Annotated in this window: 20 protein-coding genes; 11 read left to right on the plus strand and 9 right to left on the minus strand. The window is 64.4% G+C overall.

The window, feature by feature from the left end; translation table 11 throughout:
- Nucleotides 1–273 precede the first annotated feature (273 nt).
- From VGN72_05635 to VGN72_05650, 4 genes are all read left to right on the plus strand, one after another.
- Complete coding sequence (locus VGN72_05635; GenBank protein HEV7298828.1) at nt 274–873, plus strand: hypothetical protein; 600 nt, start codon at nt 274–276, stop codon at nt 871–873.
- Nucleotides 874–1,000: 127 nt separating this feature from the next.
- Entirely contained in the window at nt 1,001–1,234 is a 234-nt protein-coding gene (locus VGN72_05640; protein HEV7298829.1) for a hypothetical protein, read from the plus strand.
- A 353-nt stretch (nt 1,235–1,587) separates the two neighbouring features.
- Nucleotides 1,588–4,314 (plus strand): pyruvate, phosphate dikinase, encoded by a 2,727-nt coding sequence (gene ppdK, locus VGN72_05645; protein HEV7298830.1) that lies wholly within the window; start codon nt 1,588–1,590, stop codon nt 4,312–4,314.
- A gap of 339 nt (nt 4,315–4,653) precedes the next feature.
- Nucleotides 4,654–5,007: a hypothetical protein gene (locus VGN72_05650; GenBank protein HEV7298831.1), complete on the plus strand. Its 354-nt coding sequence runs from the start codon at nt 4,654–4,656 to the stop codon at nt 5,005–5,007.
- Nucleotides 5,008–5,232: 225 nt separating this feature from the next.
- Here VGN72_05650 and VGN72_05655 read toward each other — a convergent pair whose 3' ends face one another.
- The 4 genes from VGN72_05655 to VGN72_05670 all read right to left on the minus strand — a co-directional run bounded on the left by VGN72_05655 (nt 5,233) and on the right by VGN72_05670 (nt 7,988).
- Nucleotides 5,233–6,501, minus strand: coding sequence for an RNA polymerase sigma factor (locus VGN72_05655; protein HEV7298832.1), 1,269 nt, complete (start codon nt 6,499–6,501; stop codon nt 5,233–5,235).
- Between the two features lie 67 nt (nt 6,502–6,568).
- Nucleotides 6,569–6,928 (minus strand): YciI family protein, encoded by a 360-nt coding sequence (locus VGN72_05660; GenBank protein HEV7298833.1) that lies wholly within the window; start codon nt 6,926–6,928, stop codon nt 6,569–6,571.
- 16 nt (nt 6,929–6,944) lie between these two features.
- Nucleotides 6,945–7,511, minus strand: coding sequence for an SRPBCC family protein (locus VGN72_05665; GenBank protein HEV7298834.1), 567 nt, complete (start codon nt 7,509–7,511; stop codon nt 6,945–6,947).
- Between the two features lie 54 nt (nt 7,512–7,565).
- Nucleotides 7,566–7,988, minus strand: coding sequence for a YciI family protein (locus VGN72_05670; protein ID HEV7298835.1), 423 nt, complete (start codon nt 7,986–7,988; stop codon nt 7,566–7,568).
- A 244-nt stretch (nt 7,989–8,232) separates the two neighbouring features.
- Between VGN72_05670 and VGN72_05675 the strand changes: the two genes are divergently transcribed.
- Nucleotides 8,233–9,213 carry a mechanosensitive ion channel domain-containing protein gene (locus tag VGN72_05675; GenBank protein HEV7298836.1) on the plus strand — a complete coding sequence of 327 codons (981 nt, stop codon included), beginning with the start codon at nt 8,233–8,235 and terminating at the stop codon, nt 9,211–9,213.
- A 36-nt stretch (nt 9,214–9,249) separates the two neighbouring features.
- Here the strand turns inward: VGN72_05675 and VGN72_05680 are convergent, their stop codons facing one another.
- Nucleotides 9,250–10,596, minus strand: a complete 1,347-nt coding sequence (locus VGN72_05680; protein ID HEV7298837.1) for a DUF2254 domain-containing protein — start codon at nt 10,594–10,596, stop codon at nt 9,250–9,252.
- A gap of 223 nt (nt 10,597–10,819) precedes the next feature.
- Nucleotides 10,820–11,371, minus strand: coding sequence for a YetF domain-containing protein (locus tag VGN72_05685; GenBank protein ID HEV7298838.1), 552 nt, complete (start codon nt 11,369–11,371; stop codon nt 10,820–10,822).
- A 124-nt stretch (nt 11,372–11,495) separates the two neighbouring features.
- Here VGN72_05685 and VGN72_05690 point away from each other — a divergent pair, with 124 nt between their 5' ends.
- The 4 genes from VGN72_05690 (at nt 11,496) to VGN72_05705 (ending at nt 17,492) form a co-directional block, all read left to right on the plus strand.
- The gene (locus VGN72_05690) at nt 11,496–12,464 is read left to right on the plus strand and encodes an ABC transporter ATP-binding protein (GenBank protein ID HEV7298839.1); all 969 of its coding nucleotides are present in this window, start codon (nt 11,496–11,498) and stop codon (nt 12,462–12,464) included.
- A 151-nt stretch (nt 12,465–12,615) separates the two neighbouring features.
- Nucleotides 12,616–14,121, plus strand: coding sequence for a hypothetical protein (locus VGN72_05695; GenBank protein ID HEV7298840.1), 1,506 nt, complete (start codon nt 12,616–12,618; stop codon nt 14,119–14,121).
- 184 nt (nt 14,122–14,305) lie between these two features.
- Complete coding sequence (locus VGN72_05700; GenBank protein HEV7298841.1) at nt 14,306–15,793, plus strand: hypothetical protein; 1,488 nt, start codon at nt 14,306–14,308, stop codon at nt 15,791–15,793.
- Nucleotides 15,794–16,115: 322 nt separating this feature from the next.
- Entirely contained in the window at nt 16,116–17,492 is a 1,377-nt protein-coding gene (locus VGN72_05705; protein HEV7298842.1) for a sulfatase-like hydrolase/transferase, read from the plus strand.
- Between the two features lie 153 nt (nt 17,493–17,645).
- Here VGN72_05705 and VGN72_05710 read toward each other — a convergent pair whose 3' ends face one another.
- Nucleotides 17,646–19,265 (minus strand): hypothetical protein, encoded by a 1,620-nt coding sequence (locus tag VGN72_05710; GenBank protein HEV7298843.1) that lies wholly within the window; start codon nt 19,263–19,265, stop codon nt 17,646–17,648.
- Between the two features lie 328 nt (nt 19,266–19,593).
- Between VGN72_05710 and VGN72_05715 the strand changes: the two genes are divergently transcribed.
- Both VGN72_05715 and VGN72_05720 read left to right on the plus strand, forming a co-directional pair.
- Nucleotides 19,594–20,214: a PEP-CTERM sorting domain-containing protein gene (locus VGN72_05715; protein ID HEV7298844.1), complete on the plus strand. Its 621-nt coding sequence runs from the start codon at nt 19,594–19,596 to the stop codon at nt 20,212–20,214.
- Nucleotides 20,215–20,413: 199 nt separating this feature from the next.
- The gene (locus VGN72_05720) at nt 20,414–21,607 is read left to right on the plus strand and encodes an oligogalacturonate lyase family protein (GenBank protein HEV7298845.1); all 1,194 of its coding nucleotides are present in this window, start codon (nt 20,414–20,416) and stop codon (nt 21,605–21,607) included.
- A gap of 629 nt (nt 21,608–22,236) precedes the next feature.
- On the opposite strand, the gene VGN72_05725 is transcribed toward VGN72_05720, so the two are convergent.
- On the minus strand, nt 22,237–22,695 hold the full coding sequence (locus VGN72_05725) for a hypothetical protein (GenBank protein HEV7298846.1): 459 nt from the start codon (nt 22,693–22,695) through the stop codon (nt 22,237–22,239).
- Nucleotides 22,696–22,823: 128 nt separating this feature from the next.
- Nucleotides 22,824–24,881: a DUF6785 family protein gene (locus VGN72_05730; GenBank protein ID HEV7298847.1), complete on the minus strand. Its 2,058-nt coding sequence runs from the start codon at nt 24,879–24,881 to the stop codon at nt 22,824–22,826.
- Between the last annotated feature and the right edge of the window lie 87 nt (nt 24,882–24,968).

Here is a 24,968-nt window from a genome sequence, read left to right on the forward strand (position 1 = left end):
TGGCGAGGAAAAGCTATGTAGGATCCGCCGGTACTCCTGCGGACCGATTCGGTTTACGATGAGCGGCGATGGTCCGCAGGAGTACCAGCGGACCCTACGAAACTGAGGCATCGATCGCCCCAACCCCAGCCCGCCCAAGCCGTTGCCGCCCCGCGGCGCATTCGCCCCCGCCCCAGCCGACGGCCCCGCCGCGCCGATCATCATGCCGCAACCGCGCCGCCCGCACGATAGCATCCCGCCCACCGCAGCCTGCCACCGCCCGTAACCTCCCGCTTGACCACCAATTACCGCGTGCGCCTAATAGGCGACAGCAGCACGATGATCGGCGCGCGCCGGTCAGGTCAATCACTAGTTATCCATCGGGGGAAGACGATGCGAGCAGATCAGATCAGCTGGGTAAACGATGGATTTCTTGGATATCTTCAGGCGAGCGAGCCTGTACACGTTCCGCTCTTCTCAGCCTCTCTGGAGGTTCGGGTGAATGCTGAACAGGGAGCAACATCACCCACCGCCAGCCAGCTAGGAGCGCTACAACAGTTTTTGGAGTTACCGTCATCGCAACGTGATGCGTTGACGCATGAACTAGTGTTGGTCTGTCACGAAGTGTGCGCGCAGCGGCGAATTGATGGACAAGATCTACCGATTCGTTTGGCACGCAGAGCGGATGTATGGTCGTACGTAGGTTTTTCAACGATCACGTTGCCAGCACACGGTGCGACGCGGGATCGTTATGTGTTTGTCGCCGGTGGCTGCGACTGGGATGAAGAACACGGCATCGAGTTGCTATTCAAGAACGGGCGACTGTTCAAACTGAGTGCACAAGATGGGCTCGCGACAAACGAAGCTTGGTACGCACGTTACATCGAGGAATGACGGCGGACGGCCGATGGATAACCCGCCGATGCAGTGGACCGAGCCGGCGGGTAAGCTTCTTGTGGTTCGAGAGTCGGCACTGTGCCGGCTCGGCCGCTGATCGGCATTACGTTATACGACGGAGAGAATGCCCGAGCCGATCTACATCATTCGCGAGAGGAACGTCCATGAGGACTCTGACCTGATCGCACCGACGACGATCTGGGCGTGCGTCGGGAACAGCGACACCTACGAGGAGACCGGCTCCAAGATCGCAGGTCCGATTCCCGTTCTCTTTGCCAACCGAATGATCGAGGGCCTACGGACGTTCTTGGAGCAACTCGGCCACACGGTGGTCGTCGAAAATGCGATCGACGACTGACGGGGGCGCGGCCGTCGTATAACCTGCCAATGCACCGGACCGGCCGGGAAGGTACACTTTAGTTCGCGAGCCGGTCGTAGGCCGGCCGCTGATCGGCACTACGTTATGTCAGCCGATCAGGTAGCAGCCACGCGACCCGCCCGCCGCCCCATCCCGCAAAATTGACACGATTTTCCCGCATTTCTATACTGCCCCGCTCATTCGCGGCCAGTGCCGGGCTATTTGGTCCGGAAAACACACGGTTTTACTGGATCAGGCGTGGACGGTGACCCGTTCCGCGCCGGTCCGCCGGCTGGTGAGCAGCGAAGCACACAACCCCACCCGATTCAAACGGGATCTCAGGAGACAGTCGTATGTTCAAGCAGGTGAAAAAGGTTTCGAAGGGCGCGGCCAAGGGCGGCGCAGGCAAGGCGGCCAAGGGCGTCAAGCGCGTTTACTTCTTCGGCAACGGCAAGGCCGAGGGCAACGCGAACATGAAGGACCTGCTGGGCGGCAAGGGCGCCAACCTGGCCGACATGACCCTGGTGCCGCTGCCCGTGCCCCCGGGCTTCACGATCACCACCGATTCCTGCGGCGACTACAACGACGGCGGGGGCAAGATGCCCGCCGGGCTCATGGAAGAGGTTCGGGCCAACATCAGCAAGGTCGAAAAGGCCGTCGGCAAGCGCTTCGGTGACGCGCGCAACCCGCTGCTGGTGGCGGCCCGCTCGGGCGCCAAGATGAGCATGCCGGGCATGATGGACACCGTGCTGAACATCGGCCTGAACGACGCCGCCGTCGAAGGCCTGGCCGCGTTGTCCAACAACCCCCGCTTCGCCTACGACAGCTATCGCCGGTTGATCAACATGTTCGGCGACACCGTGATGGGCGTCGACCACCACCACTTCGAGCACGAGCTGACCGAAGTGAAGAAGGCCAAGGGCGTCGAGCTCGACACCGACCTGGACGCCGCCGGCCTGAAGGAAGTCGTCGCGCGTTATAAGGCCGTTTATAAGCAGCACGTCGGCAGCGACTTCCCGAGCGACCCCTACGAGCAGCTGGAAGCGGCCATCGAGGCCGTGTTCAAGAGCTGGATGGGCGACCGGGCGATCAAGTATCGCCAGATCAACGACATCCGCGGCCTGCGTGGCACGGCGGTGAACGTGCAGGCGATGGTCTTCGGCAACATGGGCGACGACTGCGCCACCGGCGTGGCCTTCACCCGCGACCCCGCGACCGGTGAGAACATCTTCTACGGCGAGTTCCTGGTGAACGCGCAGGGCGAAGACGTGGTCGCCGGCATCCGCACGCCGCTGGAATGCAACAGCGAGATGGGCAAGTGGAGCACCAAGAGCTGGAAGGAACTGCTGGCGGTCAAGAAGACGCTGGAGGCCCGCTATAAGGACGTGCAGGACTTCGAGTTCACGATTGAAAAGGGCAAGCTGTACATGCTGCAGACCCGCAACGGCAAGCGCACCGCGCAGGCCGCTGTGAAGATCGCCGCCGACATGGTGCGCGAGCGCCTGATCGACGAGAAGACCGCCATCCTGCGCGTCGAGCCAGCATCGCTCGACCAGCTGCTGCACCCCGGCTTCGATCCTAAGGCCAAGCGCGAGGTGATCGCCAAGGGCCTGCCCGCCGGCCCCGGCGCGGCGGTCGGCAAGATCGCGTTCACGGCTGAGGAAGCTGAAGAGCGCGTTCATAACGGTGAGAAGATCATCCTGGTCCGCCGCGAGACCGAGCCGGCGGACATCGGTGGCATGCACGTCTCCGAAGGCATCCTGACGAGCACGGGCGGCATGACGTCGCACGCCGCCGTCGTCGCCCGCGGCATGGGCACGCCCTGCGTCGCCGGCGCCGGCGCGCTCGAGATCGACGCGAAGAAGCGGACGATGACCGTGGGCGGCAAGAGCTACGGGCCGAACGACTACATCAGCCTGGACGGCAGCACCGGCGAGGTGATGGCCGGCCAGATGCCGACCGTGAAGGCCGAGCTGGCCGGGCCGTTCCTGCAGATCATGAAGTGGGCGGACAAGTACCGCACGCTGAAGGTCCGCACGAACGCCGACACCCCCGAAGACGCCGCCGTCGCCCGCAACTTCGGCGCCGAAGGCATCGGCCTGTGCCGTACCGAGCACATGTTCTTCGATCCCGAGCGCATCCAGAGCATGCGCGAGATGATCCTGGCGCAGAAGGAAGACGTGAACGCCCGCAAGAAGGCGCTCGCCAAGCTGCTGCCCCACCAGCGCGCCGACTTCATCGGCATCTTCAAGGCCATGAACGGCCTGCCGGTGACCGTGCGTCTGCTGGACCCGCCGCTGCACGAGTTCCTGCCCCACAACGAGAAGGACCAGCAGGCGCTGGCCCAGTCGCTGGGCCTGTCGTTCGAGCAGGTGAAGAACCGCGTCGGCCAGCTGCACGAGAGCAACCCGATGCTGGGTCACCGCGGCGACCGCCTGGCGATCACGTACCCGGAAATCCTGGAGATGCAGGTGCGGGCGATCATCGAGGCGGCCATCGAGGTGAAGAAGGCCGGCGTGAAGGTGCTGCCGGAGATCATGATCCCGCTGGCCGGCACCAAGGCCGAGCTGGACTACCTGAAGAAGATCACGGTCGCCACGGCCGACGCGGTCTTCAAGGAGAAGAAGACGAAGGTCGCCTACCTGTACGGCACGATGATCGAGGTGCCCCGCGCCGCGATCACCGCCGACGAGCTGGCCGAGCCGGCCGAGTTCTTCAGCTTCGGCACCAACGACCTGACGCAGATGACGTTCGGCTACAGCCGCGACGACGCCGGCGTCTTCCTGCCCGACTACATCGAGAAGGAAATCCTGGAGCGCGACCCGTTCCAGAGCCTGGACATCGGTGGCGTCGGCAAGCTGGTCTCCATGGCCGTGAAGCTCGGCCGCCAGACCAAGCCCGACCTCAAGTGCGGCATCTGCGGTGAGCACGGGGGTGACCCGAAGAGCGTCGAGTTCTGCCACACGGTTGGTTTGAACTACGTCAGCTGCAGCCCCTTCCGCGTGCCGATCGCACGCCTGGCAGCGGCCCACGCGGCGCTGAAGGAAGCGCCGGTGAAGGGCGCGAAAAAGAAGAAGTAAGCAGAACGCTTCTTCAACGTTGTCTAACAACAAACGGGCCTGGTCGCTTTGGCGACCGGGCCCGTTCCTTTTTGCGCTTCTTGGGTCGATCATTCGTCAAATTGCGCTGCGAAGTTCAGACCCTCAGTAGTGATAAGAAGACGAACGCGACTGCCTGGTCGTGGCATGGGCGTCCCGCCCATGCGTGTGGACTGGAACGACTGATTTGATTGGCTGGCTACCGCGCCGACCAAGCCGTTGAAACAAATTTTGTGCTACGGCCTCTCGACATGCATGGGCGAGACGCCCATGCCACGATTGAAGCGGACGCTGTGCCGTTCTTGAACACCCTCAGGTAGAATGTCGTCCACCATGCTGTCGCGCATCATGTACATCGAACGCAAGGCCGGGGAGATCAGTGGCGACGCGCGCATCGGTCGCGTCTCGTATTCCAAGTCGCGCAAGAGGCTCTACTACAACGGGCAGACCTTCCAAACGTTGCGCGGATCCGGATTCAAGGCGAACTACTTCGATGTGGACACCGGCGACGAATACTGGATCTCCGGCTGCAAGAAGCGCGGGGGCGACCGGCTCTATCCCGGGCTGATCACGATCGACGACGACGTGCGCGATGCGTACTGGCTGACGATTCGTGAACAACCCGAAAGAGTGGGGAAGTCGGTCATCCGGTGCGCAGGCAAGTATGCCGTTTAGCAGATGGAACGGCGCAACTCCGGAGTGTATCTACTCCCCCGCGTGTTGCTCCAACTGTCATCCCGAGCGGAGCGGTAGCGACTCGAGGGATCTCCCACGGGCATGAATCGCTCGTCGTACGAGATCCCTCAGGTCGCTACCGCTCCCTTCGGGATGACATGGGGTGGAAGAGGTGCCGAAGAACCGTAGACGGCCGTAGGCCTGTACGCTGGCTTCAGGGCATGCTCAGACGTGCTTCCCACAGCCCTCAGCCCTCTCAAGCAACAGCGTTCGCTCGCGGGAATTCCGTGTGAGCCCAGCCGCACGTTCGAACTCGGCACGCGCCTCGGCCCAACGGCCCAACTTCGTCAGCAGATCCCCCCGAACGCTTGGCAGCAGGTGATACCCCTTCAGCGATGGCTCGTTCATCAGCGCATCGACGATCGTCAAGCCCGCTTCCGGGCCGAAGGCCATCGACATCGCGACGGCGCGGTTCAGTTCCACCACGGGCGATGGCGCAACCTGCGCCAGTTCCGCGTACAGCTGCGCAATCTGCCGCCAGTCAGTGTTGGCCGCGACGCGGGCGCGGGCATGGCAGGCGGCGATGGCGGCCTGCAGGGTGTAGGGGCCGCGCGAGGCGTTCAGTCGCTCGGCCCGGGATAGCGCCGTCAGGCCGCGGCGGATGAGCAGCTGGTCCCATTGGGCGCGGTCCTGGTTGAGCAGCAGCACCGGCTCGCCCGTTGCGCTCACGCGCGTCTTGGCGCGCGACGCTTGGATCTCCATCAGGGCCGCCAGGCCGTGTACGTCCGGTTCATCGGGCATCAGGCCCTGCAGGATGCGCCCCAGCCGCAAGGCCTCGTCGCACAACGCAGGACGCAGCCAATCATCGCCGGCGGTGGCGGTGTAGCCTTCGTTGAAGATCAGGTAGATGACCTCCAGCACCGACGCCAGCCGCGCCGCCAGTTGGTCGCCGCGTGGGACCTCGAAGGGGACTTGTTTGTCGGTCAGCGTGCGTTTGGCGCGAACGATGCGCTGGGCGATCGTGGGCTCGGGCACGAGAAATGCTCGGGCGATCTCGTCGGTCGTCAGCCCGCCGAGCAATCGGAGCGACAGTGCGACGCGGGCTTCAGTTGATAGAACGGGATGGCACGCGGTGAAGACGAGCCGCAGCAGATCGTCGCCGACGGGATCGTCCAGTTTTGCATCCAGGTCGGGAGCGGCCGACGCGCCTCGTTCGTTCTCGATCGTGCGGGCGATCTCGTCCTGCTTGCGGTCGAAGCGTTTATCGCGGCGCACGCGGTCGATCGCGCGATGCTTGGCGGTGGCCATCAGCCACGCCCCGGGGTTCTGCGGCAGGCCCGCGGCCGGCCATTGTTCCAAAGCGGCCACAAACGCATCCTGCGCCAGTTCCTCGGCCACGCCCACGTCGCGCACGAGGCGTGCCAGGCCCGCGATGAGCTTGGCCGACTCGATGCGCCAGATCGCGTTGATCGTACGATGGGTGTCGGAAGGCATGGCCGCCGGCCATCACACCATCGGCCGATCGGCGATGCAAGCGATTAAGGCGCGCTTCACCGTCCCATCAATGCCCGGCCGTTGGAGCATCGAACACTTCCGTGATGTCGCACTCGCCGCTGCCGGCGATCTCCAGGAAACGGCCCGCGATCGCGACCGCCTCGGCCTTGGAACCGACGTTCACGATCGCGAAGCCGGCCACCATCTCCTTGGCCTCGGCGAACGGACCATCGGTGATGTTGACCTTGCCGCCCGTCAGGCGCAACCGCGCCCCCGTGTCGGGCGGCAGCAGCGCTTCGCTGGCGACCACGGTGCCCTTGGCTTTCAGTTCACCCATCAGCTTCGCCATCTCCGGCAGGTTTTCCTTGCACGCGGAAGTGCCGGGTTGGACGGGTTCGTCCGACTTAAACATCAACATGAACTTCATCGCTTGCGTTCCTTCGTTAGTTCAGGGCGGCCGTCTCCAGTGTCGCGGTGGAACGCGTTTCCGCCAGCGTCTTCATCGTCTCCAGGCCGCGCTGGAAGTCGTCGCCGACGCACTTGTCCATGTTCATGAACAGGCCGATGATGCTGCAGACGAAGTTGTTTCGCCCCTCCATTGCCCACGTCACGCGCGTGCCGTCGGCGAGCGGCTCGAACGTGAAGGTGGCGAGGTTGACCGCTTTGAACGGCTTGAAGAACTCCAGCCGAATCTCGATTTGCAGTGGCCAACGGGCCTTCTCGATCGTCATCTGCCCCTGTCCCACCTGTCCCTTGCCGGTCCACGCGTAGGTCGCGCCGACGCCATCGGCGGGCCCGCCATACGTGCGTTGCATGTTCGGGTCCAACTTTTCGAATGGCGACCACTGCCGCCAAGCCCGAAAGTCGTTCACAAGCGCGAACGCGTTCTCCGCCGGCGCGTCGATCTTCACCGATCGCGAAATGCGAAATTCCTTCGGCTTGCGGGCGACCACAATCGCCAGCACCGCCACCACCACCGCAACCCCAATTCCAATGTAGATCAGCAGCATAGTACCCATCCCTTTCCCAATCGATTTCCACCCATCGCAGTCGGCAGGTGTCCGCTACTTGTTGGCGATCTGCGCCCGCAGCCGGTCCTCCTGCTCGCGCAGTTCGGGCGTAAACTCGGCACCGAAATCTTCCGCCTCGAACACCTGGCGGATCTCAATTTCCGACTCCCCCGGCATCGGATTGGGGCAGCGCTTTACCCACTCGATCGCCTCCTCCTTCGACTTCACCTGCCACAGCCAGAAGCCTGCGATCAGTTCCTTCGTTTCGGTGAACGGGCCGTCGATGACGGATCGTTGCTCGCCCTTGAACCGCACGCGGGCGCCCTTGGAACTGGGGTGAAGCCCCTCGCCGGCCAGCATGATGCCGGCCTTCACCAGTTCCTCGTTGAACTTGCCCATTTCGGTCATCAGCTTTTCGTCGGGCATCACGCCGGCCTCGGAATTTGCATCAGCCTTGATCAGGATCATGAATCGCATGGTCTATCTCCAGTTTTGGGGAACTCGGGGGCTGGCCGTCCGACCACTTGGTCCGATGCGGCTGGCCCTTCTACTTACACGTCGAACGATGAATCGGAAAATCGACACGCTACGAGAAATTTTCCTGCCATGCCGTAACCAGAGGATCGAAAGCCACTTAACGCTCCACAATCAGCGTTCCGCGGAATCCGGCGATGCGTTAACAATGAAAACGTCGTCTCGTAACGGGAAAGCAGGTGTCTGCATGGAAAGCATCATCCGGTTCGTCGGACCGAACCGCGCGTTGGAACTGTTCGGCGTCAAGCTGGTCGGTATCAACGCCGACAACGGGAAGAAGTTCCTGTTCACGCTCGTGCTGGTCGTCCTGCTGCTGCTCATCAGTAGGCTGCTGCGCAACTTTGCCCGCGGCGTGACGCAGGCCGGTGAACGGACCGCGTTCTGGGTTCGCCAGGGCATCCACATCTGCACGGCGATCGTGATGATCGTCGGCGTGGCGTCGATCTGGTTCGACGAGCCCACCCGCCTTACGACCGCCATGGGTCTGGTCACTGCCGGCTTGGCCTTTGCCTTGCAGCGAGTGGTGACGGCACTGGCGGGTTACGTCCTGATCATGCGCGGCAGCGTGTTCAACGTCGGGGATCGCATCGTGATGGGCGGCGTGCGCGGCGACGTGATCGCGCTGGGCTTCATGCAGACCACCATCATGGAGATGGGCCAGCCCCCGCCGGTGCAGAGCGCGCCGCCGGCGATGTGGGTGAAGGCCCGGCAGTACACCGGGCGCATCGTCACGGTTTCGAACGCCAAGGTCTTCGACGAGCCGATCTACAACTTCACGCGCGAGTTTCCGTACGTCTGGGAAGAGATGAGCTTCCCGATCGCCTACAAGGACGACCGCGCCACCGTCGAGCGCATCCTGCTTGATGTCGCCGCAAAACACACCGTGAAGGTCGCCGACCTCGGCGAGCCGGAACTGCAGGAACTGGAACGGCGGTACGCGGTGAAGCGTTCGTCGATGGCGCCGCGCGTCTACATGCGCATGACCGACAACTGGGTCGACCTGACGCTGCGCTTCATCGCCAACGACCATGGCGTGCGCGACCTGAAGGACGCCATGACGCGCGACATCCTACAAGCGCTGGATGCCGCCAACATCGGCATCGCCTCGGCAACGTTCGAGATCGTGGGCCTGCCGCGGCTGCAAATGGAACGGGCGCGGTCGCAATAGCAGGCCGGGCTCCGGGTGCCTCCGTGCGACCCCCCGCTACGCCTGCCCCTCTTCCCCCGGCCGCCCCAGCGCCGCGGTGGCGGCGGCCCAACGGCGGTTCAGGTCGGTGAGGTCGGACGGTTCGGTGAACTTCGTTTCTCCCTCGCGGTGGATCATCTCGGCGTGGCGCAACAGCACGGCACGCTCCTCGAGCCCCGTCAGTTGCTCGGCGGCCTCGGTGATCACCTCCAGCAGCCGCAGTGTCACCGGCACGCTCGTTCGACCGTACTGGCGGATCTGGTTGAACGCCATGTCGACCAGGCCGTCGAACGTCGTCACCGGCGCCACGATACGCAGGATGCCCTTGGCATCGTAACGCAGCGGCCCCGGCAAGCCGTGCTGCCCGACGCGGCAGATGGCCGACCCCAGCGCATCAATGCAGTTGATGGCCGTGAACGGGTCGTTGATGCCCGGCGAGAGCGCCCGCACGGCGATCTCCACGATCTGCCGCACGCCGTACTCGATGTCCTGTTCGGGCGTGCTGTGGCGACCACAGATGAACGCGTTGCGCAGGCGATCCTGCACCGCCTCGGTGCACCGCTCGGCGGGCCAGACGATCAGCATCGCGTTGCACTCGATAACGTAGTTGCCCGGGCGGCACTTCAGCTCCAGCGTGAGGCCCAGTTCGGTCGCCGCGTGTAGCAGTCCGTCGTAATCGACCGCCTGCACGTACCCGCTGACGTGCGAGACGATGGGTTTAGCGGTCGCATGAAAGTCACTGGGGCGCGTGTCGTGACCGGGCGCCATCGCGACGGCCCCAGCGACGCCCATCTCGTCACCCAGCCGTGCGACGACCGCCTCCAGTTCAGCGCGGGTCTGCGCGACGACCATCGGCGCCTGCAGCGACACCGAGACGTGGTGGATGAAGTAGACCAGCACGCCGATGCTCAGCACCGCCAGCAGCACCGCCACGGTGATCGCCGCGTGCGGGATGAACGCCGAGCCATCCTCGGTATCCCGGCGAACCGTTCGCAGGATGAGCAGGCAATAGACGAACGTGGCGACGAACGTGCCCAGCACGACCTGGTTGCCCCGGTCGCGCATGAAGTTGCGCAGCAGGCGCGGCCCGAACTGGCTGGACGCCTGCGACAGCGCCGCGATGGTGATCGAAAAGACCACGCCCGCGACGGTGACGATCGACCCCGCCACCGTCGACAGGAGCGTGTTGGCCCCTTCGGCCCCCCCGCCGTACAGCCAGCCCTGCGGCTCGCGCGAGTTCAACATCGAGCGATCGACGTACAACATCGCGATCGCCCCGCCCGCCCCGGCCACGACCATCAGGGTGGGCACGAACCAGTAACTGCTCGATAAGGTCTCAATGACATGGCGGACGCGAGTGTGCATCAGTTCAGCGTCGCGAAAAGCGTCATACGTGGGAACGGAGGATTCAGCCGATAGATCGCAATAGCAGGAACAGTAAATAACGCCGCTAAGATAGGGCATTTGGGCGATCGTTTTCGCCTCGGGCCCAAAGGTCGCACGCCGTCGTGCGCGATCTGCCGCCGATCTAACGCGGTGAATACCCTTCTTTGCTCGTGCAACGAAGACGGGGGAACAACGCGGGCCTTCAGCCACTTTCGATCGTGCCCAGGTGAACGGAATCTGGCGATTGCACGCCGACAAGGCTCGAACCGCCCGAGCTGTCCGTCTGCTTCACGATGCTGAACGTGCCGTCCGTCTCCAGCACCACCGCCAGCACCTGATCCATCACGGCCACGCCCTGTGATCGCACCGCGGCGCGGATCTCGTCCTCGGTCACGCGCGTTCGCTTCATGGCGGCGTCCAGAAACTGACCCTTGTGAACGAGCAGCGTCGGTTCACCCTTCACCGCCTGCCTCACCCACTTCACGCGCACGCTGAGCCAGGTGACGGCGTACTGCATGAAGATCAGCAGCGAGAACGCCAACACGCCCTGCGCCAGCGACACGTCCTTGCTGATCAACACGCTGGCCAGCGTAGAGCCAAGCGCGATGGTGACGATGAAGTCGAACGCGTTCATCTTCGACAGCGTTCGCTTGCCCGACACGCGCAGCAGGATCACCAGGCAGATGTACGCCAGCACGCCGATCAGGCCCGTACGCAGCAAGGCCTGCCAGTTGTCGAAAAATATCCTGCTCAACGGAATCTCTCGCTTCCAGAAAAGGGCCCATTCGGCGACGCGGCGACGACGTAAGCGCGTCGCTATCCGTGCTTGACGGTTCCGCGTTTTGCTACGGCGCCGCCGCTGGATTACGGTATGCCACATGGGGATCGAAAACGGAACGGGCAAAGACGCGCCGGTGCTGGCGGTGGACCGAGCGCGAGTGCGGTTCGGCAAGCTCATGGCCGTGCGCGACGTGTCGATGTCGCTGCGCGGCGGTGACCTGCTGGGGCTGATCGGGCCCAACGGCGCGGGCAAGACCACGCTGCTGCGCGTGCTGGCGGGGCTTCAACCGCTGTCGCGCGGCATCGTGCAGGTGCTGGGCGAGCCGCTGGTCCCCGAAAATCCGAGCATCAAGCGCCACATCGGCTTCACGCCCGACACGCCGGCCGTCTACGAAGAGCTGACGGTCCGCATGTACCTGACCTTCATCGCCAAGGCCTACGACCTCACCGCCAGCGAGACGGCCGAGCGGATCGACTTCTGGCTGGAAAAGGTCTGGCTAACCGAAAAGGCGGACGCCAAGATCAAAGGCCTGTCGCGCGGCATGCGGCAGCGCATCGGCCTGGCGCGCACGCTGCTGCCCAACCCGGCGCTGGTATTGCTGGACGAACCCGCCGCCGGGCTCGACCCCGCGGGACGGGTGCAGTTTCGGCAGTTGCTGTGCGATTTGCGCGATCAGGGGAAGGCGCTGATCGTCTCCAGCCACATCTTGTCGGACATGAGCGAGTACTGCACGCACATCGGCATCATGACCGGCGGCGCGATGGTGCAGTACGGCACCGTCGCCGAGATCGCCAGCCATAGCGGCGCCGACGGCCGTTGTCGGTACACGATCGGCCTGGCCGACCCCATCGCCGGTCTGGCGGCACGATTGGCCGCGATCGAAGGTGTGGCCGACATTGAGGTCGACCGCGAGCGCGTCTCGCTTACCTACGGTAGTGACAAGCACCAAGCCGCCGCTTTGCTGGCGCAACTGATCGCCACCGGCGCGCCGGTTGCCTCGTTTACAGCCGTGGCGCCGGGGCTCGAAGAGGCGTATCTGCGGGCAGGCATTCGACAGGTGGATTGAGTCCTTCCTGCCCCTCTCCCGGTATGCCGGGAGGGGCTGGGTGAGGGTGATTCGTTCTGGCAAGAGCCATCAGCAGTTCGAAATCACCCTCACCTAACCTCTCCCGGAGTACCGGGAGAGGGACCAGACAGCAAAACGCGAGACATGACCCATGGCATCAACATTGCTCGATAACCCGATCGCCTACGCCCAGTTCAAGCTGCGCGGCGGATGGAAGAACACGTTGAGCGTGACGGCGGTGTACGCCGTGCTTCTGGTGGCGGTCGTCATCCTCACGGTTCGGTTGAACGAGCCGCGCGATACGACCTCGGTCCTCAACGGGTGGGTGACCGGCCTGCTCGTCATCGAGGCCGGCCTGCTGTTGCTGTACGGCGCGTCGCGCGTCAGCGCCGCCATCCGGCGCGACGTGACCCAGCAGATGCTCGAGTCGCACCAGCTCATGCCCGTCGGTGGCTTCACGGCCGTGGTCGGATACCTCATCGGCGCCGGAAGCCAGTCGCTGGTGATGATGCTGGCGACGATGGTCGTCGGCCTCTTCGTGGCGCGCGGCGCGGGCATCGATCCGCTTCACTTCGCGGGCGCCAACGTCGCGCTGCTGCTGTTCGCCGCCTTCGTCTGGATCGTGTCGGCCTTCTCGGCGTTTTTGATGAAGGGTGGGCTGGGGCTGTTCGTCAGCCTGATCGTGGGCGCGATGATGTTCGGCGAGAACCTGATCTCGCTGCTGCCCGGCGTGCGCGTGCTGATGTCGCCGCTGTTCATCGGCACGCTCTTCACGCCGCGCACGTCGATGGAGTTCATCCCGTGGGCGTACGGCGTGTCGGTGGTGGCGCAGGCGTTCGTCGGGTTCGTCTGCTTCATCGGCGCCGCCCGCAAGTACCGCCGGGGTGAAGACTCAGCCTTGGGCCCGATGCTCGGCCTGGCACTGGTGGCGGGCTGGGTGGCCATCTCGTCGGTCGGCATCGTCTACAACGGCGAGTTCGGCACGCCCGGCTTTCACCGCGGCACCGACATCCACGTGCAGGTGGTGGCGGCGATCGTGAGCGCGATGCTGCTGTCGGTGGTGCCGCTGGGCAGCAGCGCCTGGGCGGCGGCCGAGTATCGCCGGCACCAGTTGGAGGACGATCCGCAACCGCGTCGCCGCCCCATGCCGTTGGTGCTCGTGGCGCTGCTCGCGACGCTCTTGCTGTTACCGCTGGCTTGGGCGCGGCCCGACCTGTCAGAGGAGTCGTCGCAACGATTGTCGTCCTGGTACCAAAACACGTTCCCGCTCGATGCGACGCTGCAACCGGTGCTGGCGACGGCGCTCGTGGTCGGCGCGTTCATGATCGGCATGGCCTACCTGCTGCGCTGGAACTACCTCGCGGGCCCGCGTGCGATGGCGGTCGGCATCGTCTGGATCGCGCTGACGTGGCTGGGCCCGCTGATGGCCGACTTCATGATTCTGGAGGCCATCCAAGGCGACAACGGCGTGCGCAAGCACCCGATCGCCGCCATCAGCCCGATCGGCGCGCTGGCCCAGATCTGGGACGCCGAAACCATTCACGATTACCGGCTCGGCCTGGTTGTCCAGGTGGTGTTGAACGCGCTGCCCGTGCTGGCGTACCGATGGGCAACCCGCCGGGGCGCTGAGGGCCTACCCCCAACAGTTGCGGCTTAGTCTTCCCGTCATCCAACCCCGTTCAAAACGATCTACAGTTCACTTACGCAACAGTACACAACATTGCGAAATAGTTTTGCAGCGGCGATGAATTGGGTGTAAGTTGTAGCGTACCATCCAACCGTCGTGGCGATTTCGTTTTTCGCTGTGGCCGCGGCGGTTCCCACCTTTGGACGGAGCACCGATGACGTGTTGGCCATCTCGTTCGCGGATTCTGCGCCATTACCGCCTCGCGCGGTCGGTGGCGGTAGCCCTGCCCGCCGCCGCATTGCTGCTGAGCCCGCATGCCGCCGGTGCCGCCGAGCCGCGGTTCAAGGACCTGATGGGCCTGAACGTGATGGCCGGCGCCAACGCGTGGAGCCAAGCCTACGACCCCAACCTCTACGCGCCGGTGACGAACTGGATCCGCGATTATCACCCACTAAGCTGGGACCTTGGCAATAACAGCGCCAACGCCGCCACCGTCAACTTCCGCCGGTCGGCCAACAATGCCGATTGGGACAAGGTCTACACGCAGTGGAAGGACGGCGCGTTCAAGATCAACCTCTGCGTGCAGTTCGACAACTTCGCGCCCTCCAGCTGGTCGAACATGTCCGGCGATGCCTACACCTACGGCTACCGGCTCGCGACCTTCGCGAAGACGGCCTACGACGGTGGGCAGCTCGTCGATTCGATCCAGATCGGCAACGAGCCGGGCAACGAACACCACTACACCGATGCGCAGTACACAACCATCTTCCGCAATATGGCCGCCGGCATTCGCGCCGCCGACCCGACGATCAAGATCGCCACGGCCGCGCTGACCACGGGCACGAACAACAACTACCTGCGCAACGTGGCCGTGCTGAACGGGGTCGACCAATCGCTGTACGACATCATCGATACCCACAGCTACGCCCATAAGACCGGCTACCCCACGTGGGAGCCCAGCCACCCGGAAGACGCATCGCTGAACTACCTCAAGAGCGTCCAGAACCTCATCAATTGGCGCAACCAGAACGCGCCCGGCAAGCAGCTGACGGTCTCGGAATTCGGGTACGACTCCAGCACGAAGCCGAACAACACGACCGGCACCTTTAAGGATTTCATCGACGTTACCGACCGCCAGCAGGCCCAGTACATCACGCGCTCGTATTTGGAGTTCGCGCGGATGGACGTCGATCAGGCGCACGTCTTCTATTACAACGACAGCGACGAGCCCACGCTCTTCGCCGGCTCGGGACTCACGCGCAACTACGTGCCCAAGCCGTCGTACCACGCCGTCAGCCACCTGATGGAGACGCTCGGCGACTACAAGTTCGATGAGGTGAAGAAGTCCGTCGCTAACGATGTCTACGTCTACGAGTTCATGCACAGCGACGACCCGAACCAACTGATCTGGGCCGTCTGGTCCCCCACCGGCACCGATCGCAACGTACTGATGACGCTCGGCGACCTCCCCGGCACCCCGGATTGGGCCGAGCTGATGCCCGAGACGGCCGGCGGCGCGACGCAGGTGAGCTACACGATGCTGGGCAGCAACCAGATGCAGATGATGGTCGGCGAATCGCCGACGTACGTGTACTTCGACATCACGCCCACCGCGGTGCCCGAACCGACGTTCGCCGGCCTGCTGGGCATCGCGTCGCTGGCGATGCTGCGGCGCCGCGCGGGTAGGACGCGGCACGAATAGTCCGACGGCCAAACCACCCGGCCGACCGGCGCCATCCTCAGAGGGTGTTTAAGAACGCGGTCGCGGCTGCCTTTCGGTGGCATGGGCGCCAGAGCCCATGCGTGTGGACTGGAACAGAGAGTTCAATTTGTTGGCCGCCGCGCCGACCAAGCCGCCGAAGCAAAATATGCTTCCCGGCCTCATTGCACGCATGGGCGTGACGCCCCTGCCACGGCCCGAGCGAACGCCGCGGTGTTCTTTGCTACCGTCACTAGAGGGAATGTATCCCAATCACGATCCCGCTCCCGTTGTACCTCACCCCCACTCCCGCTAGATTCCAACCATGACCCCGCGACCCAACGTCCTGTTCTTGATGTCGGATGAGCATCGCCCTGACGTCGCCGGTTTCGCGGGCGACGAGGTCGTGCGGACGCCCGTGATGGACGAACTGGCGCGCACCGGCGTGGTCTTCAACAACTGTTACACGCCCAGCCCCATCTGCATTCCCGCGCGCCAATGCCTGATGGCCGGCGAGCTGCCCAAGACCTGCGGCGTCCGCCGGTACGGCGATGACCTGCCCTCGGGGTACCTCACTTGGGCGCGCAGTTTCTCGCAGCACGCCTACACGACCGTTTGCTGCGGCAAGCTGCATCACATGGGCACCGACCAGATGCAGGGATGGCGGCGGCGCATCTCGTTCGACGACATTCACGTCGACTCGCGCTACATGACCGGCATGCTCAAGCACGAGGCCGAGCGTTACCGCAGCGGCAACAAGAAGTGGTCGGACACGCAGGAGGCGCTTCGCGCCGGCGTCGGCAAGAGCCCGCACGCGATCTCAGACGACTTCTCAGTCGACGCAGCGACGCGCTACGCGAAGGAATTCTTCACCAGCCCGTATTACGACAAGGAGAGCCCCCACGCCCCGCTGCTGCTGAAGGTCAGTTTGCTGCTGCCGCACTACCCATACTTCTGCGACGAGGAGAAGTTCACGTACTACATGAACCGCGTGACGCCGTTCGTGAACGAGACGGTCGCCGATCACCCGTTCCTAAGCCAGAAGCAGGTGCGCATCGGCCAGGACGCCAGCGAGCGCGACATCCGCCGAACCACCGCGGCATACTACGGCATGGTTGAGACGATCGACGCGCAGTATGGCCAGGTGATGAACACCCTGACCCACCTCGGCCAGAACCTGGACGACTGGATCATCATCTACACCAGCGACCACGGTGAAATGCTCGGTCAGCACGGCATCTGGGAGAAGCAGAAGTTCTACGAGGCCTCGGCCCGCGTGCCGCTCATCATCCGCTGGCCCAAGCGCTTCAAGCCGGCCGTCGTAGACGAGAACGTGAACCTGTGCGACCTGTTCGCCACACTGTGCGAATTGGCCGACCTGCCCATCACCGGCGGCACCGACAGCCGCAGCCTGGTGCCCTTAATGAACGGCGACGCGAGCGCGTGGAACAACGAGACGATCAGCCAGTTCGGCCACGACAACCTGATGATCAAGCGCGACCACCTGAAGTACCAATCCTACGGCCCGGACATGCCCGAGGTGCTGTTCAACTTGAAGGCCGACCCCGGCGAGCTGCGCAACGCGATCGACGACGCCGCCCATGCCGCCGCTGTGAAATCCTTCCGCGCCCGCGCCGCGGAACTAGGCTATGGCCCCGGCGCCGATCCGGCGCGGCACGAGGTGGGGTACCGCACCAAGTAAGGACCCGCGCTCCGGTCCCTCTCCCGGTACTCCGGGAGAGGCTAGGTGAGGGTGATTTCGTTCTACCGAGAGTCGTCAGCAGTTCGAAATCACCCTCACCTAGCCTCTCCCATGCGTACATGGGAGAGGGACTGGAAGTCCGCACCAAACTTTCTACAGCCCCGTATTCAGCGCCAGCCCCGTATCGCTCCAGTCGTACGTGACGACTTGCCCATCAATCCGCCATTGCCGTGGCGTGGCAGTGTCCATCCAATCCAGCGGTTCCGCCACCGGTCGGCGCTCGCTGGCGACGCGCAGCGCAGCGACCAGTGCCGCCCGCTGTTCGGCGCCAATCGCCTCCGGCGCCGCCGACACGAACAGCGGTGTGCCGCTGCGGGCCAGCACATCCAGCCACTGGCGGTTCAGGTGCCACGGCACGTTCACCGTCAGCCCGACGCAGTCGGCGTCCACCGCGAAGAACGTGTCGTGCTGCGGCATGCGGAACGCCAGCGTGTTGGGGCCCATCCGCCGCGTGCGCTCCCACTGCCGACCGGAGGTGTCGTCGCCCGTGCGTTGCAGTTCAAACAGGCCCGCGGCCAGGTGGCCGATCGTATTGCACCCGATGACGATCGCGGCGTCGCCGAGTGCGTCGCGGATCGTCTGGTAAAACGCGCGGATGATCTCGGCGGTCGTCCGCGAACGGTCGGCGAAGTGCCAGCCAACGTTCGTCACCTCTGGCAGCATGTCGAAACCCCAGCGGCCGAGGATATCGAACGTCGAAAAGTCGTGCTTCACCAGCGTGTAGCCCCACTCGCGCAGCTGCGTCATATCGCGCGAGACGATCGCGAGCGCTTCCGGCAAACTCGGATCGAGCGCCGGCACCATGCCCTTTGGATCCTTCGCCCGCGCGTCGGGCAACAACAGTGATGCCGGTGCGTCCGGCGCCGCGGCCAGCGGGCGGATCCAGATGCCCGGGCGGGCGCCGCGTTGCGACATTTGCTGCGCTAGGCCCCCCATGTCCGGGAAGCGCTCGTTGCCGATCCACGGCCCGCCACAGCAGGACGTGCGGTCGGTCCGGCGAAGCTGCCAGCCATCGTCGATCGTCATGTACGGTCGGTTGTCACCGGTGGGCGAGAGGTCGACGAGCAGCTGCGTATCCTTCAGGATCTGCTCGTGCGAGCTGTTGCCGTACGCGTAGTACCAGTTGTTGCCGCCGTACACCGGGTGCGATGGCAACCGTGGGTTGGGGCAGAGCGCCCGGCAAAGTTCCGTCGCCGCGATGAACGGCGACTCGCCCGCGGCGCCCTGTCGGCAAACCACATCCGCGGCGTGCAGCGTGCGATCGCCCAGCAGCACGCCGGCGCCACCGTTGCGCACGTCGAGCCAGAGCGTGACGCCGGTCTCATCCACCCGCCACGCCGCCAGCGATGCGCCCCCGGTGCGCACGCCAAAGCCGGCCGTCACGTCGCGTTTGGAATCGTGCACGAGCGCGTACCACGGCATGTGCCGATCCGGCACGATCCCCGCCCACTGCAGGTCTCCGTACCCGCGCTCCAACGCGTCCCCCAGCACACGGATGCCCGCCGACCCCAGGTCTGCCCGCCATCGCAACCGCAACCGCTGGAGTGCCACACCGGGGGCCGTGACACCGACACACAAGGCGCCTGCTTCAACTCGCGTGCGCACCTCCACACCATCTGTCGCGTGATCACCGGTTACACCACGGTCCAGCACCGCCTGAGGATCATCGGTGAACGCCACGACATGATCAGGATGGCGAAGGAGGTCGAACATCAAGGTCGAAAGCTAATACTGAAATGAGAATTCGGCAATAGGTCACATTAACGGAACTGTTGCGGTCGACTATTTCCCTCTATTGCACTTTACGGACAGCATCCCCATTTTTGGCATTCTCCGCGTTTTTGTGCGTGTCCGGGGTCATAAGCTGAACGCTACCCTTGCCTCTACAGGGAACCCCCGAGATAGGAATTTCTTTGCAATTTGAAATCAACGTTGTATAATCGCAACTGTTGCGTTGCACTGGCGTGCGACGTTCCGAGACTGGTTAGTCCCGTCGTTGTCGATTTTTTGGCGACGAGTTCTAGGAGGAGTTCGCTTGCAGATGTCACTTTTCACCGCGGTGTTCGGCGTCGCTGGCGCCCTTTTGGTCAGCAACGCCTCGGCGGCCGTCATTACGCCCATTGGTGCCGCCGCAACCAACGACGGGGGGTTCCAGAGCCCTGCAGGCTCGTTCGACGCTCAACCTGCCACCGAGCCCACGGCCGGCACCACGACCGCCAGTTTCGGTAACTCTCCTAGCTATTTCCCCGATGCGGGCCGTGCAGTATATTTTGATTTCGGCCCCAGCTATGCGGACGTCACGATCGAACGGGTCTACTTGGGCCTTAAACAGGACGGTACCAACAGCAGTGCCAACGTTAGCTATTTCTTCAGCAACGACATTGATAAGGCCTTTGAGCCTATCGAGGGTGATGTGGTGGCACCCAACTTTGGCATTTTCAACTTCACGTCGAGCAATGCCGCCAAGTCTTGGCTACAGGTCTACAGCGGTCCAAACCAAGCGGTTCAGCAGCGGTACCTCATCGCACAGTTCAATGGAGGCACGCTGAGCAATCGCGTTCAGGAGATTGTCTTCATCGGCAACACCACTCCAGTTCCCGAGCCGACGTCCCTCGCCTTGGTCGCGGTCGGTGGACTGATGGCGCTTCGCCGCCGCCGCTAAGCTGCTGGCCGATCGAATGCTATTCGCGAATGGACCCCGCCAGTTGCTGGCGGGGTCTTTTTATGCGCAGCGGCATCGGCGGGGGCGCGGCGCGTCTGTTAGCGAACGGTTGCGGCATGACGGTATCATTGGCTGCCACGGACGTGAGGGCCAGTTTCATCATCCTGATGGTGCCCCGCGGGCTTAGGTAGAGGTGCACATGCAGAACGAAATGGCCGACATCGTCACACCAGAACGGGTTACGTCCGGCGGAGCGTGGAACGATCAGTTGCTCTACTTCACGTCGCCAAGCTTAACCGCCGACGATTCGCAGCTTGTCTTCCTCAGCGATCGCACCGGCCACCCCAACGTCTTCGTGCGCGACCTGCGCAACGGCGACGAACGCCAGGTGACGACCAACAGCGAGGGGATGCTCAAGAGCTACGTCTATTTCGACGGCTCGCCCTACCGCGGGCTGGGCAAGGCCAGCGTCAGCCTCGATGCGCAGCGCGGGATCGTGTACTGGATCCAAGGGCGGTCGATCTTGGCCGCCAGCATCGGGGGTGCGGGTAGCGCAGGCAACGTTCGGCAGGTGGCGGTGTTGCCGGACGATCAGATGACGGCGTTCACCCACGTGTCCGGCGACGGCCGGCTGCTGTGCGTACCAACGGTCGACGCCCGCGCATTAGGCGACGATCTCATCGCTGCGGGCAAGTTGGAAAAGACGATCGACCAGCGCGTGCAGCAGGAGGGCCTTAACTCATACCTCCGCATCTACGACACGGACAGCGGTGAACAAATCGCTTGCGAGCGCGTGCCGTCGGCGTGGGTGACGCACGTGCAGTTTCACCCGACCGACTCGTCGCGCATTTTGTACAACCACGAGTGGCCCGCCGACTGCGGCGTGCGCCGGATGTGGCTGTGGGACGGTGCGCGTCACACGCGCCTGCGCGACGCCAATGATGGCCGCGGTCGTGAAGATTGGGTCTGCCACGAGACGTGGGAACGCGGTGGCGACGGTGTCATTTACCACGGTGGCGTCGCCGGTGGGCCGGCGTTTGTCGGGCGTGTGGGGCCTGATGGCAAGGGGCATGCGGAAGTGCGCCTGCCGGACGGCTGGCGACAATACGGGCACTTCACCACCGGGGCCGATGGCGTGCTCGTCACCGATGGCTACTACCGCCCGGAAGGCGAGTCGCCGGTCGGCTGGGGCGGGCAATGGCTCGCGATCCTGCGCGTCGACTGGGCCGGTGGCCGCATCGACTGGCAACCGCTCTGCCGGCACAAATCGAGCTGGAAATCGCAGGACGAGCACCCGCACCCGGTCTTCGACCATGCCGGCCGCAGCGTCTATTTCACGTCCGACCGCGAGGGGAAGCGGGCGGTTTATCGGCTAAACGAAGTGCAGGCGTAGGGGTGGCTAACAAGGGCGCGGATGTACCTTGCGCAAAACCGTCATCCTGAGAGGGTGTTAAAGAACACGCTCGCGTCCGCCTTTCACGTGGCATGGGCGCCAGAGCCCATGCGTGTGGACTGGAATGCGAAATGCCATTTGCGGGTGATTGCGCTGACCAAGCCGCAGGCTCAAAATTGAGTCTTCCGGCCTCACGACACGCATGGGCGAGACGCCCATGCCACGGTCGGAGCGGACGCGGCACTGTTCTTTAAGACTCCCTTAGGTACTCCGAAGGATCTCTTTCTTCTCGAAGTGAATACGGGGGCAGATCCTTCGGAGTACCTCAGGGATGACGAGTCTCGAAGCCGTTGCGCTAGGTCACAGTCCTGCTAGCAAATTACCCTTTACGCCCACCCACCCCATGTCATCCCGAATGGGAGCGGTAGCGACCTGAGGGATCTCGACGGTCGTTACGACGTCCCCCTATCTCAGATCCCTCGGGTCGCTACCGCTAGGGTCAGGATGACAATGCGAGGCAACGCGTCCCGGGGGCCCGGGTTTGTCCGCTAGGCTCATGGATAAGTGGCAGCCGCCGGTCGCCCGACGACGCCTCATTCCGCTTGCCATACGGGTGACTCGCCGACCGCTCAGTGCTTGTGGTCGTGCTTGTCCATCTCGAACGAGCCCGACTGCACGCCGGCATCGGTCTCCAGTTCCACCCAGAGCTTAGCCCCTTCCGGCAGCGGCTTGGGCACGTCGACCTCGCCGGTGTAGGTGGTTTTGCCCTTGGTGCCGGCGGCCTTGGTCGAGCCGCTGCCGTCCTGCGTGCCGATCCAGACGCGCAGCGCCTTGGGGTCCGACGTGGCGTCGATCAGCTTGATGTCGAAATCGACGTGCTCGCCCGGCTCGGCTTCGCCGATGAGGATGACCGAGACGGTATACCCAGCGATCGGCTGCCGACCGAGCTTGTGCTTCTCGCCCTGGCCGTGCTTATGCCCCTCGGCGGCCATCGCATGGCCAGCCTGCGGCACGAGCGACGACGTGCTGACGATTCCCGTGCCCAGCAAAGCGGCGGCGACGGCGGTGGTGATGATGGTCTTGCGCATGATTGGTGCTCCTGTGTACGTCCCCCGATTCTATGCCACGATCCATCCCCCCGCACGCGCGGCGGGCGCAACAGTTTCACCTGGCCTCGCCTTGCCCTGCCGCCCGGTGCCGTTGCGCGGGCGCAGCTTTAAGTCGGCAACAGCCGGATCGTTTCGTACGGCAGCCCCATCGACAGTCGCGCCAGGCTCACCACCAGCCAGAAACCCGCCGCCGAGGCTTCGCCGACGATGAGTCCCAGGAAGACGGGTTTGGCGCGCACGAACAGGTCGGCCCCGCCCAGGCGTAGCACGGTGGTCTTGGCGACCCAGCCGATGAAGATGCTGCACCAGGTCATCTGCACGCCCCACGTGTAAACGAGCAGGAACCCCACCGGGTGGAACGGCCACCCGACGAAGCGCAGCCGCATCGCGCTGAGCCCCGCTACCACCGCGGCGCCAAAGCTGGCGTGACCGATGCGGTTCTGCGGCTCGCGCGGCCCGTCGCGCGGGGGCACGTAGTCGACCACCGGCGCCATCGACACCGACCGCGGCATGCCTGACGCGCCCCACGACGACACCGGCGCCTCCTGCGTGCGATCGAGCGTGGCGGCGTACGTGTAGTCGGCCCACAACATGCCCGCGCCCGACACCAAGAACGCCACCACGATCGTCAGCAGTAGGCAAACCGCCACCGGCCAGCGCGGGCCTGGCCGTTCCTGTGGGTCCGTGAGGTCGGCGAGGCGGATCGCCTGCGGCGCGAACACCGGCATCGCCTGGCGCACGTCGGCCGTCAGCATGCCGGTGAACAACGTCGAGAAGAAATACGTCGGCAGCGTCGTGCGGCCGGTCAGCGGCGCAGGCATGTCCTGCGCCAACATCGCCCACGGCCGGCGCAGTTCGAACGGGATCAACACGTACAGCAGCCCCGTCTCCGCCACCACCTTGGCCAGCACAAGGTAGACCAGCATCAGCATCGCCACGATCGCGATCGCCCCCACCAGCGACACGCCGACCAGCGCCAGCCACGTCACCAGCCCGATCACGCAGACCACCAGCCCCCACCCCGACACAGCGTGCGGCAGGTAGCGGCCGCGCGATTCGTTGCCCGCTCGACCGCGCAGCATCTGGGCGGTTACCTCGCGCAAATGCCGGCGGGCGATCCACAGGATCGTCACGCCGAACGCCAGCGTGGCGCCAACGATCTGGTCGCGCTGCATGCCGTGCGTCACCTCGATCCCACCGGTGCCGGCGGCCATCCGGAAGATCTGCAGCAGCACGAACATCACCCAGATGCTCAGCGCCACCCGCGTATCGGCAAAGTAGACGATGCCGACGACGGTCAGGAAAATCGTCTGCGTCTTGAACAGCCGCTCGGTCAGCGACCACGGCAGTTCGCTGAGCGTCGTCGTCAGATCAAATCGCAGCGGGATGGCCGGGAAGTGCGTGGGGTCGTACCGGGCAAGGCCGTTGATCAGGTGGACGACGAAGACCAACCCGAACGTGATCCAGAACGCGCGCGACGACAACAGCCGGTTAAACGCCCGCCCCGGCGCCGGTGGCTCGATCAGCGACATGAAGACGGTCGCCAGCGGGAACGGCAGGCGCTCGTTGTCCACCCACTGCCGGCGGAAGATCAGCGTTAAGAAGATCACGCTGCCGAACAGCAGCGAGAAGAACGTGCCCCACGCCAGCGCCGGCATCGCCCAGGCCCCCCATGGCACGTCGCGCAACTGGTCGATCAGCGACGTGCTGCCCGAGGGGATGCGCCCGACGAAGTCGCGCACCACGGGGTCGGCGCTGGCGCTGGCAACGCTGGTCGTGTTCACGCGCGGCCAGAGCCACTGCGGCAGGTCCATCGTCTGTACCGCCTCGGCGAAGCCGGGGTAGCTCGCCTGCAGCGCCCAGTACTGCACGAGGTGGCCCGGCAGGTAGCGCATCAACCCCACCGCGGCCACACCGCAGCCGATCAGGACCATGCCCAGCGCCAGCCCCAGTTCCGCGGCGCTCAGCGACAGCCGTGGCGCATAGCGCGACAGCAGCCCGTTGGCCGCCGAGACGATGAGCAGCACGAACACCACGCTGGTCGGCAGCGCGTTGCCGATCATGTCGGTGTTGTTGGCGACGTAATTATTGAACGGCGTGATCGCGCAGAGCGCGGTCACGCCGATCAGGCCAACGATGACGCTACGGGGAGTTACGCTTCGCAAGTCGCTCCGGGCTGAACATGCCGCGTGTCGGGCGCGGCGCCAGATGGATGGCCAAGGATAAACGAAACAATTGCACGCCACACGGCC

The organism is Tepidisphaeraceae bacterium (assembly GCA_035998445.1).
GTDB lineage: Bacteria > Planctomycetota > Phycisphaerae > Tepidisphaerales > Tepidisphaeraceae > DASYHQ01.

Excerpts from the sequence above, each read along its gene's own strand:
- VGN72_05640 (HEV7298829.1), top strand. The coding sequence starts at position 1,001 with ATGCCCGAGCCGATCTACATCATTCGCGAGAGGAACGTCCATGAGGAC.
- ppdK (HEV7298830.1), top strand. The coding sequence starts at position 1,588 with ATGTTCAAGCAGGTGAAAAAGGTTTCGAAGGGCGCGGCCAAGGGCGGC.
- VGN72_05650 (HEV7298831.1), top strand. The coding sequence starts at position 4,654 with ATGTCGTCCACCATGCTGTCGCGCATCATGTACATCGAACGCAAGGCC.
- VGN72_05655 (HEV7298832.1), bottom strand. The coding sequence starts at position 6,501 with ATGCCTTCCGACACCCATCGTACGATCAACGCGATCTGGCGCATCGAG.
- VGN72_05660 (HEV7298833.1), bottom strand. The coding sequence starts at position 6,928 with ATGAAGTTCATGTTGATGTTTAAGTCGGACGAACCCGTCCAACCCGGC.
- VGN72_05665 (HEV7298834.1), bottom strand. The coding sequence starts at position 7,511 with ATGCTGCTGATCTACATTGGAATTGGGGTTGCGGTGGTGGTGGCGGTG.
- VGN72_05670 (HEV7298835.1), bottom strand. The coding sequence starts at position 7,988 with ATGCGATTCATGATCCTGATCAAGGCTGATGCAAATTCCGAGGCCGGC.
- VGN72_05675 (HEV7298836.1), top strand. The coding sequence starts at position 8,233 with ATGGAAAGCATCATCCGGTTCGTCGGACCGAACCGCGCGTTGGAACTG.
- VGN72_05680 (HEV7298837.1), bottom strand. The coding sequence starts at position 10,596 with ATGCACACTCGCGTCCGCCATGTCATTGAGACCTTATCGAGCAGTTAC.
- VGN72_05690 (HEV7298839.1), top strand. The coding sequence starts at position 11,496 with ATGGGGATCGAAAACGGAACGGGCAAAGACGCGCCGGTGCTGGCGGTG.
- VGN72_05695 (HEV7298840.1), top strand. The coding sequence starts at position 12,616 with ATGGCATCAACATTGCTCGATAACCCGATCGCCTACGCCCAGTTCAAG.
- VGN72_05700 (HEV7298841.1), top strand. The coding sequence starts at position 14,306 with ATGACGTGTTGGCCATCTCGTTCGCGGATTCTGCGCCATTACCGCCTC.
- VGN72_05705 (HEV7298842.1), top strand. The coding sequence starts at position 16,116 with ATGACCCCGCGACCCAACGTCCTGTTCTTGATGTCGGATGAGCATCGC.
- VGN72_05710 (HEV7298843.1), bottom strand. The coding sequence starts at position 19,265 with ATGTTCGACCTCCTTCGCCATCCTGATCATGTCGTGGCGTTCACCGAT.
- VGN72_05715 (HEV7298844.1), top strand. The coding sequence starts at position 19,594 with ATGTCACTTTTCACCGCGGTGTTCGGCGTCGCTGGCGCCCTTTTGGTC.
- VGN72_05720 (HEV7298845.1), top strand. The coding sequence starts at position 20,414 with ATGCAGAACGAAATGGCCGACATCGTCACACCAGAACGGGTTACGTCC.
- VGN72_05725 (HEV7298846.1), bottom strand. The coding sequence starts at position 22,695 with ATGCGCAAGACCATCATCACCACCGCCGTCGCCGCCGCTTTGCTGGGC.